Genomic DNA, 13,785 nt, shown 5'->3' on the forward strand with positions numbered 1-13,785 from the left:
CGGCCCGTCGGCCTTCCGCCCGAGAAGGGGACGCTGGGCACGACGACACGGATCAACGAAACCATCGATCGGTCGGTGTTCGAGCGCTGGCGAGTAGACGAAAATTATCCCCCAACATCATCAAGTGGGGCCAAGCGGAACTCGGTCGAACCCGTCAAACTGAACAGCACCGTCTCGGCTACTGATCGGAAACATAAGCGCGCCGCAGAGAAACCTTAGCCCTCGAGGCGGCGCTTCCAACTGATAACAAAATTACACAAAGCTTATCGGTCGTGCGTGTTCTGCTTGCCGTTGCCTGATCCTCCGCAGCATTCCGGGCCGTTCGAGGAGTAGTGCGGAAGACTGGCTGATCCGAAACACGATGTTACGGGTCAAGAAACAGCGAATTTGCGCTTGCGGGACACGCGAGATCACCCTGCGGTTGCGCGCGCTTAGCGCTTCTGGTAGCTTGAAGTGCGTGCTTCACTTTTTCTTCCTTGCGGATCCGAGCTGACGCTGCCGCCTTTTCCGCAAACACGGATAGCGCCTTCTCCTCGCCGACGGCAGAAATGAGGCGTTCTTCAATATGAAGAGTTGGCCACATTGATGGCCAACCACATAAAGGGGAGGGATGTAATGCAGCGTCTTTTGGTTGTGGGTGCGTCCGTTGCGTTCGCGATGACGCTGGGTCTCGGGTCTGCGGACGCGGCTGACAAGAAGGTTCTGGCCTTCGTCGTCAACGGCGCGTCCGACTTCTGGAAGATCGCCGAGGCCGGAGTGAAAAAGGCGCAAGCCGAGCTGCCTAATTACGACCTTCAGTTCAAATATCCTGAACAGGCCGCGGCCGCTGTGCAGCAACGGGTGATGGACGACCTCGTGGCGGCGGGCGCCGCGGGAATCATGGTCAGCGCCGTGGATCCAAAGAATCAGACCGAACAACTCAATAAGGTCGCCGCCCAGACGGTGCTGTTCACCACCGACAGCGACGCCCCGCAATCGAAACGCGTTGCCTACATCGGCTCGTCCAACACCGATCTCGGCAAGGAAGCCGGTAAGTTGATGCTGAAGGCATTGCCAAATGGCGGCAAGTGCGTTGGCTTCGTCGGACTGCCCGGGGCCGACAACGCGCGGGAGCGCATCGAAGGCGTCAAGGAGACGATCAAAGGCTCGAAAGTCGATCTCGTCGACGTTCGCGGCGACGAGATCGATCAGACGCGCGCCAAGCGCAACGTGGAAGACATTCTCGCCGCCATGCCCGACGTGAACTGCCTCGTCGGCTTTTATTCCTATAACACGCCGCGCATCTACGAGGTGCTGAAGGAGGCGGGCAAGCTCGAGAAAATCAAGATCATCGGCTTTGACGAGGACCCGATCACGCTCGGCGGCGTCAAGGAAGGCAGCATCGTCGGCACCGTCGTGCAACAGCCGTTCGAGTGGGGTTACCAGGGCATGAAGCTGATGGCGAACTATCTCCAAGGCGAAAAGTCGGAAATTCCAGCGAGCGGCGTCATCATCGTCCCCGGCAAGGTGATCGATAAATCGAACGTTGACGACTTCATGGGGCAGATGAAGCAGATGCTGCACAAGTAGCTCAGAGTGCCGACGCTGCTCGCGATGCAGGCGCGAATGCCGGAGCGGTTCCTCGAACTGATAGACATCAGCAAGATTTATCCGGGGGTAGTCGCCCTCGATCGCGTCGACTTGTCCGTGTCTCGTGGCGAGGTGATTGCGTTGCTCGGCGAGAACGGCGCCGGCAAGTCGACGCTGATGCGTGTTCTCGGCGGCGTGGAAGAGCCGAGCAGCGGCATCATCCGGATCGACGCCATGGAGCAGCGGTCTCTCACCGTGGCGGCCGCGATCAAGGCGGGTATCGCCTTCGTCCATCAGGAGCTAAATCTTTTCGACAATCTCGATGTTGCGGGCAACGTCTATATCGGCCGCGAGCCCGTGCATGGCGGGCCGCTAAAGCTCATCGACCGCAAACGGCTCTATGGCCAGGTGCGGCCACTGCTCGACCGACTCGGCGCCGATTTCGAGCCCGATGCGCCGCTCGCCGGTTTATCGCTCGCCCAGCGGCAGCTCGTCGAGATCATCAAGGCGCTATCGCTCGATGCGCGCCTCGTCATCATGGACGAGCCGACCTCCAGCCTGACCCTGACCGAGACCGACCGTCTGATGCGGGTCATCGCGGGGCTCAAGGCTGACGGTGTCAGTATAATCTTCATCACACACCGCCTCAACGAGGTGATGCAATGTGCCGATCGCGCGGTGGTATTGCGCGACGGGCGCGTGGTCGGCGCTCTCACCCGCGCCGAACTTGCGCCGGCTGCGATGATACTTCTGATGGTCGGGCGTGACTTAAAATCGTTATACGTACCGCCCGCAGCCCCTCCCGGCGACAGCGTGCTCGACATCGTCGAGGCCGTTACCGACACGTACCCGGCTCGCGCCGTGAGCCTGTCGATCCGCCGCGGCGAGATACTCGGTCTCGCCGGGCTCGTCGGCTCTGGACGCTCGGAGCTTGCTCGCGCTATCTTCGGTGTCGATCCGCTCCGCGGCGGCGCGATCAGGCTCGACGGCGAACCGATCCGCATTGCCACACCGCGCGCGGCGATCGAGCATGGGATTTATCTGATTCCGGAGGACCGCAAGAGCTCGGGTCTGCTGCTCGACGTCTCTATCACGGAAAACATCTCGCTGCCGGACCTCGCCTCCTATCTGCGCTTCTGGTTGGTGAACACCGCGCGCGAGACTGAGAACGCGCACCGGCTATGCGAGCGCCTCAAGATCCGTACGCCCAATGTCGGCACCGCCGTGGGTTCATTGTCCGGAGGCAATCAGCAGAAGGTCGTCCTCGCCAAATGGCTCTCGATGCGGCCAAAAGTGCTGATCTTTGACGAGCCGACGCGCGGCATCGACGTCGGGGCCAAACAGGAGATCTACGATATGCTGCGGCGCCTCGCTGACGGGGGCGTCGCGATACTGATGATCTCCAGCGACATGGAGGAGGTCATCGGGGTCAGTGATCGCATCGCGGTCATGCACGAGGGCGCAGTTTCGGGGTTTCTTGATCGCAGCCAGTTCAGCGAGCACAATGTGCTTCAGCTTGCCGTCGGCCATACAGTCTAAGCGGGGGAAGCTTGCGCAAGAAAGACTTGAGTCTGCTCGTCTTGATCCTGGTAGTAGGCGCCGTCGTCGCCTCCATCAATCCGCGTTTTCTATTGGCCGGCAATCTCTCCAACATCGCCAATCAGGTCGGGCTCTTCGGCATCTTCTCCATCGCCGAGGCCTTTGTCATCGTCATTGGTGGAATCGAGCTGTCGATCGGCTCGGTGATCGCGCTGCTCGGCGTGTTGTTTATCGACTTGATCGTCAATCACGACGTCGGCTGGGTTGCAGCCGTCGGCATCACTATCGCCGGCGGACTCGCGATCGGCGTGGCGCATGGCACGCTTGTCACCAGGATGCGCATCCAACCCTTCGTGGTCACGCTGTGCGGATTGCTGATCTACCGCGGCGCCGCGCGCTACTACACCGAGGATGCCACGGCCGGCTTTGGTTTTGGCGCGAGCTTTCCGACGCTGGAATGGCTGACCGCCGGTCGGACCAACGTGCTGGGCTTTCCACTGCCGCACAGCGTGGTGGCGCTTATCATCGTCACAGCGGTCAGCTGGGTGGTACTGCACCGCTCCGTGTTCGGGCGCTATCTCTATGCGGTCGGCAAGAACGAGGAGGCGGCACGTTATTCCGGCATCCGCGCCAATCGCGTCGTCATCTCTGCCTACATCATCTGCGGCGGACTGACGGCGTTCTCGGCGATTCTGATCGCGATGTACACGCGTTCGATCTCGCCGGCGGTGCACGGTTCCTTCTATGAGCTCTACGCCATCGCCGCCGCCGTGCTCGGCGGCTGCTCGTTGCGCGGCGGCGAGGGTTCGATCATCGGCGTCGTGCTCGGCACTGTGTTGCTCCAGGTGCTGCAAAACCTCGTCAACCTGCTGGGCATTCCGAGCTCGCTGAACTTTGCCGTGATGGGGACGGTGATTCTCATCGGTGTGCTCGCCGACCAATACTTCGTGCAGCGCAGCCGCCGCGCAAGGACGAAGGGCTAAGAGCGGACGCAGGAAGATGTCCCCGCAGCACCGCTTGAGCGGAAAAAGGGAAAGTGACCCCTTTCTACGCTGCGTGAGTAGCAGGTGTCCGCGAGCAGGCCGCGCGCCGCAGTCCTCACACCCAGCCGCCATCCACGACGTATTGCTGTGAAGTGCACGCCGACGCTTCGTCGGACGCAAGGAACACCGTGAACTTCGCGATCTCGTCCGGGACGAGCTTGCGTTTCAGGCACTGGCGGTGCATCAACTCTTCCACGCCCTCTGGCGTCAGCCATTTATCGATCTGGCGCTGGGTCATGATCCAGCCGGGGGCGATCGCGTTGACGCGAATGTTATACGGGCCATAATCGCGCGCCAGTGAGCGGGTGAGACCGAGTACGCCCGACTTGCTGGCGGTGTAGGCCGCCATGCCACCCTGTCCTACCATCCACGAGACCGATCCGAAATTGATGATGGCGCCCTCATTCGCCGCCTTCATGTCCGGCAACACTGCTTGCGCTGCAAAGAACTGATGCTTGAGATTAACCGCGATTCGGTCGTCCCAGTACTCCGGCGTCATCTCTTCCGTCGAATGTCGCTCATCATGGGCAGCGTTGTTGACGAGGACATTGACCGGACCGTGGGCCTTGCGTGCGTCAGCGACGCCAGCGCGCAACGCGGCAATATCGGTGAGGTCGACATTGAGAAAGTGCGCGCGAAGACCTTGACTCGAGAGCTCGCGCGCAAGGCGAGCTCCCTCCTCGACCTTGATGTCGAAGAACACGACAATGGATTTCTGCTGCGCGAAGCGCCGCACGATCGCTTCACCGATGCCCGATGCCCCGCCGGTGACGAGAACGACTTTGCCGGCGAGATCCGAATAGACGGCGGCCATGACTTCCTCCCGAATGACGTTCGGGCCACTCTATACATGTCCTGATGGAATGACGCGTCCGGACCTTAGCCAATCCAATCATGAAGTATATAGATCAGAATTGCGTCCACAACCTTCGGATGGCGACGGGCGCCGCTGGCGCGCAAGCGACCACCGGCGTGTAGCCGGTGGTCGACGGTTTAAAGCTCGATCTGCTTGGCCACATTCAGAGCCTCATCTACCTCAACCCCGAGATAACGGACGGTGCTCGTAGCCCGGAGCTATGGTGGCGGATTTCAAGAAATCCCTTCGGTTCGTCGCCTCTACTAGGCCGATTTTGTCAGCGAGCGGTAGTCGAGCTGGCGGTGAAACCAGTAGACGTATCCGCCGATGCTCTTTTGCGAAGCGACGCTCAGATAGGGCTGGAACAGCGGAATTCTCGGCGCCTCGTCGTATCCCAGCGTGATCATTTGCTTGATCGTTGCTTCGTAAGCCGTTCGATCTTCCTTGGCAGCGAGCGAACGGGCCTGGTCGATCAACTGGTCGAGCGCCGGGTTCTTGTAGCTCATCGTGTTGAACACAGCATTTTGGCCGTGGTAGGTGAAGAAGAAGAAATATTCGGGATAATCCAGCCAGCCGGAAAAGAAATTGATCATGAAGGGCATCGTCTTCTTCATCATCTCGCCGCGCCAGTTTGAACCTGGGATCTTGTCGATCGTCGTTCTGATGTTGAGGGCCGCCAGGCTTTCCTGCACGAGAACGGCGATCGGCTCGCTCAGGGTGGCCTGACCCGCATCCAGCGAGATGGTGGTCTCAAAACCGTCGGCCATCCCGGCTTCGGCGAGCAGCGCCTTTGCCTTCACCAGATCGGTATTGTAGGCGGTCGGGCTCGGCCAGGTTGTGTCACCAGGCGTATTCGAGGCAGCGCCGAACAACGGCCTGGCTTCGCCGAACAGGACGGCGTCCATGATCTTCTGGTAGGGGATGGCGTAGGCCACGGCCTGACGGGCCCTGATGTTGTCGAATGGTGGCTTGGTGACGTTGAGCTCGATGCACCACATTCCGTTCGAGATTGGGGTGGACTGGACCGCGACGCTGCCTTTGGCCTTGAGCTCGGCAAAATCCTTGGTCGGCAGATCGAACGAGAAGTCGACGTCGCCGCGCTCGATCAATGCCCTGCGGTTTCCGGCCGAAGGCACAGTCCTCCAGATCACCCGTTTCATTTTCGGCAGCGGCCCGGATTTCCAGTCGTCGTTTCGCAGATAGAGGACCTCGGTGCCGGGCGTCCATTTTTCGACCTTGAACGCACCTCCACCCGCCGTGTTCGTCTTGGTGAATTCGAGGCCCCACGGATCCTTGGCGGTGCTGTTCTTCTTGACCAGCTCGGAGTTGTAAACCGCCGGCACAACGACGGCGATGTCCGGAAGCGTCAATGCGTCCGGCCTGACGAAATCGACGCGAAACGTGTGGTCATCGATCGCGGAAAACTGCTCGGGCTTGAGCAGGCTCCCCGCCGCCATCTGACTGGTTGGGAATCCACCGACCGACACCGCCCGGTCGAACGACCATTTGACGTCGGCGGATCTAACCGGGGTCCCGTCATGAAATGCCGCATCGCGGCGCAGGTGGAAAGTGATGCCCTTGGAGTCCACTTCCCATCGTTCCGCCAGCTCGGGCACGATCGCATTCTGATCATACGATCGCGAGCTATCAGCCAGCGTCTTGACCCCGTAGCCGACCAGCCGATCGTAGCAGTTCCACGCCACTTCATATCCCGGCCGATTGGTGCCGACGCCCTGGACGTCGAGGTTGTTCGGACCGCTTTCCGAGATGACGACGAGTGTCTCCTGCCTAGACTGCGCAAAAACGTCCGAGACATCCAGAAGTGCGGTAAACCCCGCTATGGTGGTGGATTTCAGAAAATCCCTTCTGTGCATCGCCTATATTCCTTCTTGGTTGATTCCGGAGTGAGCCGGCCAGCGCGACTCGCCCAATGGTCAGCTAAACCATGGTCAACAATTCGTTCGCGGCCTTGACCAGCGCACCATCCGGCCTCTGGAGTTCGGAGAGGATCGAGAAGTGATCGGCACCGGCGATCGGCAGGATCGCTCCCGGCGCGCCGGCTGCCGCGCGTTTGTCGTGCAGCTTGAGCGAAATCATGGACGAGAGCCGGCAGTTCGTTGCTGCCGAACGACAATGTCAGGGGCTTTTGCACCGGCTCAAGACGCAACGGCGACAGGGTCTCGATCTCCTTGTCGTTGAGATTGAGCGCCTTGTTGAGGCCGGTCTCTCGCAAAGGAGCGAGTTCATAAACTCCGGAGACGGCAAGGCCCGCGACGATGCCGGGATGGCCGAGATGGAGCGCGGCTAGCTGCGCTCCCGCGGACCATCCCGCGATGACAAGGGGACCGGCGATTCCGTGCTCCTGGCCATGCGCGACGAGCCAGTCGATCGCCACACCGATCTCGGCGACGATCTGCGTAAGGCTCGCTTGCGGTGCCAGGGAATAACCGGGTATCGCGACCGACCATCCAGCGGCGGCGAGGCCTTCGGCCATGCAGGCGAAGACCTCGCGGGAGTTGCGCTGCCAGTACCCGCCATGCAGAAAGATCAGACAAGGCGCGGTGTTGTTCTGCGACGGATAAAGATCGAACGCGGTTCGTTCGGAGACGTCGGCATAAGCGAGATCGAGCTTCGCACTGTGGCTGCCGCGGTAGATGGCCGAGTCGCGGTTGTGCTGCTCGATCCAGCGAGCGCTGTCGGCAACCGCGGCATTGTTGTCGTAGGCGGCGTCTCGCGCCGCCTGGTCGAGCGATGCCCAGCGATGCCTGGGATCTTCGGGAAGCGAAGACTCCATGTCAGCACCGGGGAACGGGGGACCCGTCGGGGGGCCCCCAATTCGGTGTCATTCCGGGGCACATCAACCGGCTTTGCTCGCCACGACGGATGCGGACGTCACGCGACTGCCGAGGCCGAGATAGACCGCGCCGGATACCACGATCCCAAACAGCCAGCTCAGATCGGCCCCGGCCAGCAGACCCGTGGACACCGGCCCTTGCAGCGCACCGACCAGGCCGTCTTCCACCGACCATCCGGCGATCAACCCCGCCAGAAATGCGATGATTCCGCTCCAGTTGATGTCGCCATAGGCGCTGGTCTCCGGCGACCGGTAGAGTTCCGCGATATCGATCTGTCCCTTTCGCTTGAGAAAGAAATCGGCCAGCACGACTCCTGCCCATGGGCTCATCCACAGCAGCAGGCTGATCATCCAGTTGTCGAACGCCTTGGCAAAGGACGGCGCGAAGATGAAGTACAGCGTCACCGCGTAGCCGGCAGCGCCGACGATCGACGCCAGCGCGACGCGCGACAAATTCAGTCCCGCGCTGAGCGCGGCCAACGCCGCCGAATACACATTGAGAATGTTGGTGGCGATTGGTCCGTGGAGAACCATCAGCAGTACCAGGATGCTGACGGGACCGCCGAACACGGCGCTGACCATCTTCGCCGGATCAGTGTCCAGGGTCGTGCTTGCGATGGTCGCGCCCAGAATGGCAAGCCAGACCGTGGGGACGAACATGCCGACATAGCTGTACCAGAACACGGAGCTCGAGGGGACGCTGCGGGGCACGAACCTCGAATAATCCGACGCCCAGGTGACCCATGAAATTCCCCAGCCGACGCCGATCGCAGTCATCAGCAACGTTATCATCGCAAGATGAGCGCCGGGCGGCAGCGTGCTGGCGAGGCTCCAGTTGACGACGCCGGGACGCGTCCATGCCAGAAAGCTCATCAGCACCATGATCGCGATGGTTACGGGTACGGTGTATTTCTCGAAAGTCCGGATGGCATAGAAGCCATAGACGCCGATGCCCACCTGCAGCACCATCACCAGCGTGATGATGACGATCTCGATCAGCCATGTGTCGGGAACGCCGAACTGGCCGAGAATGGCAACCGCGATCTTGACTGGGAAATAGGTGTTTACCCCGATCCAGCACAGCGTCATCAGGAACATCAGGATGCTTGGCAGATAGGCCCCGCGAACTCCGAATGCCGAGCGGCTCAGAACCATCTGATTGACGCCGGTCTTGTGGCCCATCACGGTGAAGGCGGCAAAGATCGCGCAGCCGACCAGGTTTCCGATCACGATGACCGCGATGGTCTCCCAAAGACCCAGTTTGAGGATGATGCCAAGCGCGCCCAGCGCCCAGTTGACCGGCGCGATGTTCGCGCCCGCCCAGATCCACATCTGCTGCGGTCCAGTCGAATCCCGGTCGGCGTCCGGGATGGGCTCGATGCTATGAACGTCAGCACGAAGTTCGGAATCACTCATGATGTACCCCTCTCGATGCTACAGTCATTCCCTCCGAAAAATATGCATGAACCGTACCAGTGACGTTTTCTTAGTCGTTGCGGTGTCCTCGCAGTTGCAGAAGGAGACGCCGGATACGTCGGCGCACAACGTCGCCCAGAAGGGTGAGTGCGTTTAGCGAATGCGGGCGTGATGTGCGGCCACTGTCCGGCGGCAGCCCGGATAATGCGTGGTCAAGGTTGCGCGCGAAGTCGGCGGTCATTCGCTCGGCGAGGTCGCTGACCAGCCCGGGACGCGCGAACTGGGCCAGCATGCCGCGAAGACTGTAGTCGATCGAGAATATGACCTGCGTGGCGCCTTGCCCGAGCGGTACGAGGCGATAGCGGATCTCGCCCTGCGTCGACGATCGGCTGCGACGGTCGTTGCCAATCCCGACGATCCGCCCCGACCATGTTGCGGGGTCGCGCTCGATGCGCGCCGCGCCCTGGAATTTCGCCGAGATCGGTCCGAGCATGACCAGGATCGCGCCGTCGACGCGCTCGGGCGTGGCAGTGCCGGTCAGCGACGCGCCGGGCAGGCAGGCTGCGACGGCCGCCGGATCGCCGAAGAATTCAAAGACCCTTCGAGGTGGATGCTGAATCTCGAATTGCCGCTCAAAAATGGTCTCCGGCGTGAAATCCCGGATCGGCATTGACGCATCGCCTGCGCCGGACGCCTCGGTTCTCGCCGCCGGTATCGCGACCTGACCGGTCGGCCTTCCCGGGCCGTGGCCCGATCCCGCGGGGCCGAGACAGTTGCGGCCGGCGCCGACGATCGGCGCTACGCCGCGCTCGCGCCGTGCTTGGATCACGGACCGGATCGCCCGAACGATTCCTACATAGCCGGTGCAGCGGCAGAGGTTTCCACTCATGCCGACGCGGATGCCGCGCTCGTCGGCCGTCGGCAGTCGCAGCACGAGATCGCGCGCGGAAACCAGCATGCCCGGCGTGCAGTAGCCGCACTGGAGCGCATGTTCGCGCGCAAATGCGGTGCGGAGCTCGATCATGATCTCGTCATCATCGAGACCCTCGATGGTCGTGACCTGCGCCCCCTCGCAGGCGACCGCATAGGTAATGCAGGACCGCGCCGGTACATCATCGAGCAACAGGGTGCAGGCGCCGCATACGCCGTGTTCGCAGCCGAGGTGGGTGCCGGTGAGATTGAGCCCGTCGCGCAAGAAATCCGCGAGGTGCGTGCGCGGCTCGACGGCAGCACTCACTTTGCGGGTATTGACGGTCAAGCTGATCATCGACACGCCGCCGCATCATGGATGGCCCGGCGCAAGGCCGTCACGTGAATGTGGCGGGCGGCGCCGTGCGAAACGCCCGCCTTGACCAGGATCGCATCGGCGATCCAGGAGTCGAAATGGTGTTCGAAATCCGAGGTAACACGTCCGCCGAAGAGCGATGCCGCATCGGCACCGGTCAGGACGACAGGCGCCGCGTCGAGCGCACCGACCACGGCGCGCGCCGTCGCCAGTTCTGGATCGATCAAAACGGCGCCGATCGCATGGGCGAATTCACCGGTCTTGCGGCAGGCCTTGAAAAAACCAAATCGGGCCGACGGCGTCATCGCGGGTATCCGCACCGCCTCCACCATTTCGCCGGGCCGCAGGCAGGATTCGAGTGCGCCGACGATGAACTGCTCCACCGGAAGCTGGCGAGCGCTCGATCGGCTGCGCAACGAAACCGTTGCGCCGAGCGCCGACAGGGCAGACACCCAGTCGGCGGCGGGATCGGCGTGGCTCAGCGAGCCGCCGATCGTGCCGCGATTGCGGACGGCCCGGTAGGCAATGCCGGCGGCGACCCGCGCCATCGCTCCCTGCGTCACATCCGGTATTCGTCCGTCTTCGATATCGCTGTGGGTGACGCACGCGCCGAGCACGAGGTCGTCGCCGATGCGGGAGGCCTGCTTGAGTTCATCGAGGCTCGAGATATCGATCATCAGATCGGGTTCGACCAGCCGCAGGTTGAGCATCGGGCCCAACGACTGGCCGCCGGCAATGATCTTGCCGACGCGATCGGTCTGCCCAACCAGTGCGAGCGCCGCAGCCAGGTCGCCAGGACGTTCATACGCGAACACAGCCGCCTTCATGCTGCGGGCCTTTGACGCTCGCGCGCCGCGAGAATGGCTTCGACCAGCCGGCGCGGCGAGATCGGCGAATGCAGAACCTGGACGCCCAACGGTCGCAATGCATCGTTCACGGCGTTGGCGATGGCGGCCGGCGGCGCGATCGCGCCGCCTTCGCCGATGCCCTTGACGCCGAACATGGTGTAAGGCGAGGGCGTTTCCAGATGATCGAGCCGTGGTTCGGGCACCTCGGTCGGTCCCGGCAGCAGATAATCGGCAAGCGTCGTCGCGAGCGGCTGGCCCGCCGCATCGAACGGCATTTCCTCGTAGAGCGCGGTGCCGATGCCCTGGGCGAGACCGCCGAAGATCTGGCCGTCGACGATCATCGGGTTGACCAGCACGCCGCCATCCTCGACGATCACATAATCGAGGATTTCCACATCACCGAGATCGGGATCGACCGCGACGGTGACGGCATGCGTCGCATAGCTGAACGTGCCGCTGTCGCGCCGCGGCTTGTAGCCGCTGGTGACTTCGAGGCCGCCGGGATCGACATCGCCGGGCAGATCCTGCGGACGGCGATACCAGGTGTGGGCGATCTCGGCCAGGCCGATGCTGCTGTTCGGGCCGCGGACGCGGCCGTCGCGCAGCACCACCGACTCCGGATCAAGCTGCAGCAGTTTAGCGCCGATCTGCTTTGCGCGTTCGGCGAGTTCGGCGCAGGCGGTCGCGACGGCCCCGCCGGCCATCACCATCGAGCGCGAGCCCCAGGTGCCGGTCGAGTAGGGTGTGATGGCGGTATCGCCGTGCACGACGCGTATCCTTGCCGTGTCGATGCCGAGAATCTCGTGGGCGACCTGGGCGAGCGTCGTTTCGAGGCCCTGGCCGTGGGAATGCACGCCGACCCGGATCTCGAGGCCGCCATCAGGCGTCATGCGCGCGTTGGCCTGTTCATATCCGGGGACCATCGGAATGCCCCATCCGGCATAAACCGACGTGCCATGGGCAGCCTGTTCGCAATAGATCGAGACGCCGGTGCCGATCAGGCGCCCGTCGGGCTCTTCGCGCTGTTGACGTTCCCGTATCGCCGGAATATTCATCATCGACGCGGCGCGCCGCATGGCTTCCGGATAATCGCCGCTGTCGAAATGCTTGTTGGTGATGTTGTCGAACGGCATCTCGTGCGGAGCAACGAGGTTGCGCAGTCGAACCTCGACCGGCTCGAGACCGGCTTCCGCCGCCACCGCGTCCAGCATGATCTCGAGCGCAAAGCAGACGCCGGTACGCGCTACGCCGCGATAGGGCAGGATCGGGCACTTGTTAGTGGCCGCAGAAAACGTCCGGCAGCGATAGGCCGGCATCCGATAGGGGCCCGGCAGGATGCTGGCGACTTGTGCCGCCTCGAGGCAGGCGGAAAAGGGATATGAGGAGTAGGCGCCCGAATCCACCGTGGCCTCGCAGTCGATCCCCCGCAACGTGCCGTCGCGCTCGGCAAAGACCGTGATCTTGTAGTGATGCTCGCGGCAATTTGCGCTCGCCGTCAGATGCTCGCGGCGGTCCTCGATCCAGCGCACCGGATGACCCTTGCGCATGGTGAGCCAGGCGAGACAGACCTCTTCGGGCAGCAGTATGCCTTTATGGCCGAAGCCGCCGCCAATATCCGGCGATACGATCCGGATCTTGCCCTGCTCCATCTCCAGGCAGTCGGCGAGGCCGTTGCGCACGATGTGCGGCATCTGGGCGCCGGTATAGAGCGTGAGCTGATCGAGGCGGTGATCGAAAGTCGCGACCACGCCGCGTCCTTCGAGCGGCGACATGCATTGCCGGGCGGTGGATATTTCGCGTGTTACCTTGATCGGCGAATCCAGAGCGGAAGCGATGTCGACTTCGAAGCCGCTTTCGAGGAAAACATTGTCGCCCCAGTGTTCGTGGACCAGGGTCGTACCCGCTTGCCGGGCCTGCAGCATGTCGTGGACGGCCGGAAGTTCGTCGAAATCCAGCGTCACCGAAGCGGCGATATCCTCGGCCTCGGCCCGCGTCGGCGCCACGCACATGGCGACCAGTTCCCCGACATGGCGTACCTTGCCCGATGCCAGAACCGGCTGCTCCGAAATCTTGAATCCGGGTAATCCGGAGACGGCACGGATCGGTTTCACGCCAACGAGGTCGTCGGCTGTGAACACGGCGTTTCGAAACCGCTCCGGCACGGTAATCGAGTTGATCCGGGCGTGCGCGAGCGGGCTGCGCACGAAGGCTACGTCCTGCAGGCCGGCAAGCCGGATGTCGGCCACGAACTGGCCGCGTCCGCGCATCAGACGATCGTCTTCCTTGCGCTGCATCCGCGCCCCGACCCCTTGCTCGGGGGTAGGGGCCGACTCGGGACGGTCCTTCCCTTCAAGGTTGGACATCGAATCCGCTTC

General features: G+C 62.5%; 10 protein-coding genes. 3 read left to right on the forward strand and 7 right to left on the reverse strand.

Features of this window, described 5'->3' with window-relative positions:
* Positions 1 to 615: 615 nt before the first annotated feature.
* The 3 genes from B5525_RS20140 to B5525_RS20150 are packed head-to-tail and all read left to right on the forward strand — an operon-like array spanning position 616 to position 4,091.
* Positions 616 to 1,569 carry a sugar-binding protein gene (locus B5525_RS20140; protein ID WP_079567556.1) on the forward strand — a complete coding sequence of 318 codons (954 nt, stop codon included), beginning with the start codon at positions 616 to 618 and terminating at the stop codon, positions 1,567 to 1,569.
* 36 nt (positions 1,570 to 1,605) lie between these two features.
* Complete coding sequence (locus B5525_RS20145) at positions 1,606 to 3,108, forward strand: sugar ABC transporter ATP-binding protein (RefSeq protein ID WP_079573592.1); 1,503 nt, start codon at positions 1,606 to 1,608, stop codon at positions 3,106 to 3,108.
* An 11-nt stretch (positions 3,109 to 3,119) separates the two neighbouring features.
* Positions 3,120 to 4,091, forward strand: a complete 972-nt coding sequence (locus B5525_RS20150) for an ABC transporter permease (RefSeq protein ID WP_079567557.1) — start codon at positions 3,120 to 3,122, stop codon at positions 4,089 to 4,091.
* A gap of 115 nt (positions 4,092 to 4,206) precedes the next feature.
* On the opposite strand, the gene B5525_RS20155 is transcribed toward B5525_RS20150, so the two are convergent.
* The 7 genes from B5525_RS20155 to B5525_RS20185 all read right to left on the reverse strand — a co-directional run bounded on the left by B5525_RS20155 (position 4,207) and on the right by B5525_RS20185 (position 13,773).
* Positions 4,207 to 4,965 (reverse strand): SDR family NAD(P)-dependent oxidoreductase, encoded by a 759-nt coding sequence (locus B5525_RS20155; protein ID WP_079567558.1) that lies wholly within the window; start codon positions 4,963 to 4,965, stop codon positions 4,207 to 4,209.
* Between the two features lie 305 nt (positions 4,966 to 5,270).
* On the reverse strand, positions 5,271 to 6,881 hold the full coding sequence (locus B5525_RS20160) for an ABC transporter substrate-binding protein (protein ID WP_079567559.1): 1,611 nt from the start codon (positions 6,879 to 6,881) through the stop codon (positions 5,271 to 5,273).
* The gene (locus B5525_RS20165) at positions 6,860 to 7,801 is read right to left on the reverse strand and encodes an alpha/beta hydrolase (RefSeq protein ID WP_244567970.1); all 942 of its coding nucleotides are present in this window, start codon (positions 7,799 to 7,801) and stop codon (positions 6,860 to 6,862) included. Before B5525_RS20165 ends, B5525_RS20160 begins: the two co-directional genes overlap by 22 nt.
* 63 nt (positions 7,802 to 7,864) lie before the next feature.
* On the reverse strand, positions 7,865 to 9,277 hold the full coding sequence (locus B5525_RS20170) for a cytosine permease (protein WP_079567560.1): 1,413 nt from the start codon (positions 9,275 to 9,277) through the stop codon (positions 7,865 to 7,867).
* Positions 9,278 to 9,347: 70 nt separating this feature from the next.
* Positions 9,348 to 10,550: a xanthine dehydrogenase family Fe-S subunit gene (locus B5525_RS20175; RefSeq protein ID WP_154073331.1), complete on the reverse strand. Its 1,203-nt coding sequence runs from the start codon at positions 10,548 to 10,550 to the stop codon at positions 9,348 to 9,350.
* The gene (locus tag B5525_RS20180) at positions 10,541 to 11,389 is read right to left on the reverse strand and encodes an FAD binding domain-containing protein (protein ID WP_079567562.1); all 849 of its coding nucleotides are present in this window, start codon (positions 11,387 to 11,389) and stop codon (positions 10,541 to 10,543) included. The genes B5525_RS20175 and B5525_RS20180 overlap by 10 nt, the downstream gene beginning before the upstream one ends.
* Positions 11,386 to 13,773 (reverse strand): xanthine dehydrogenase family protein molybdopterin-binding subunit, encoded by a 2,388-nt coding sequence (locus tag B5525_RS20185; RefSeq protein WP_079567563.1) that lies wholly within the window; start codon positions 13,771 to 13,773, stop codon positions 11,386 to 11,388. Before B5525_RS20185 ends, B5525_RS20180 begins: the two co-directional genes overlap by 4 nt.
* Between the last annotated feature and the right edge of the window lie 12 nt (positions 13,774 to 13,785).

Origin of the sequence: Bradyrhizobium erythrophlei, assembly GCF_900129505.1 — a bacterium.
GTDB classification, from domain to species: Bacteria; Pseudomonadota; Alphaproteobacteria; order Rhizobiales; family Xanthobacteraceae; genus Bradyrhizobium; species Bradyrhizobium erythrophlei_D.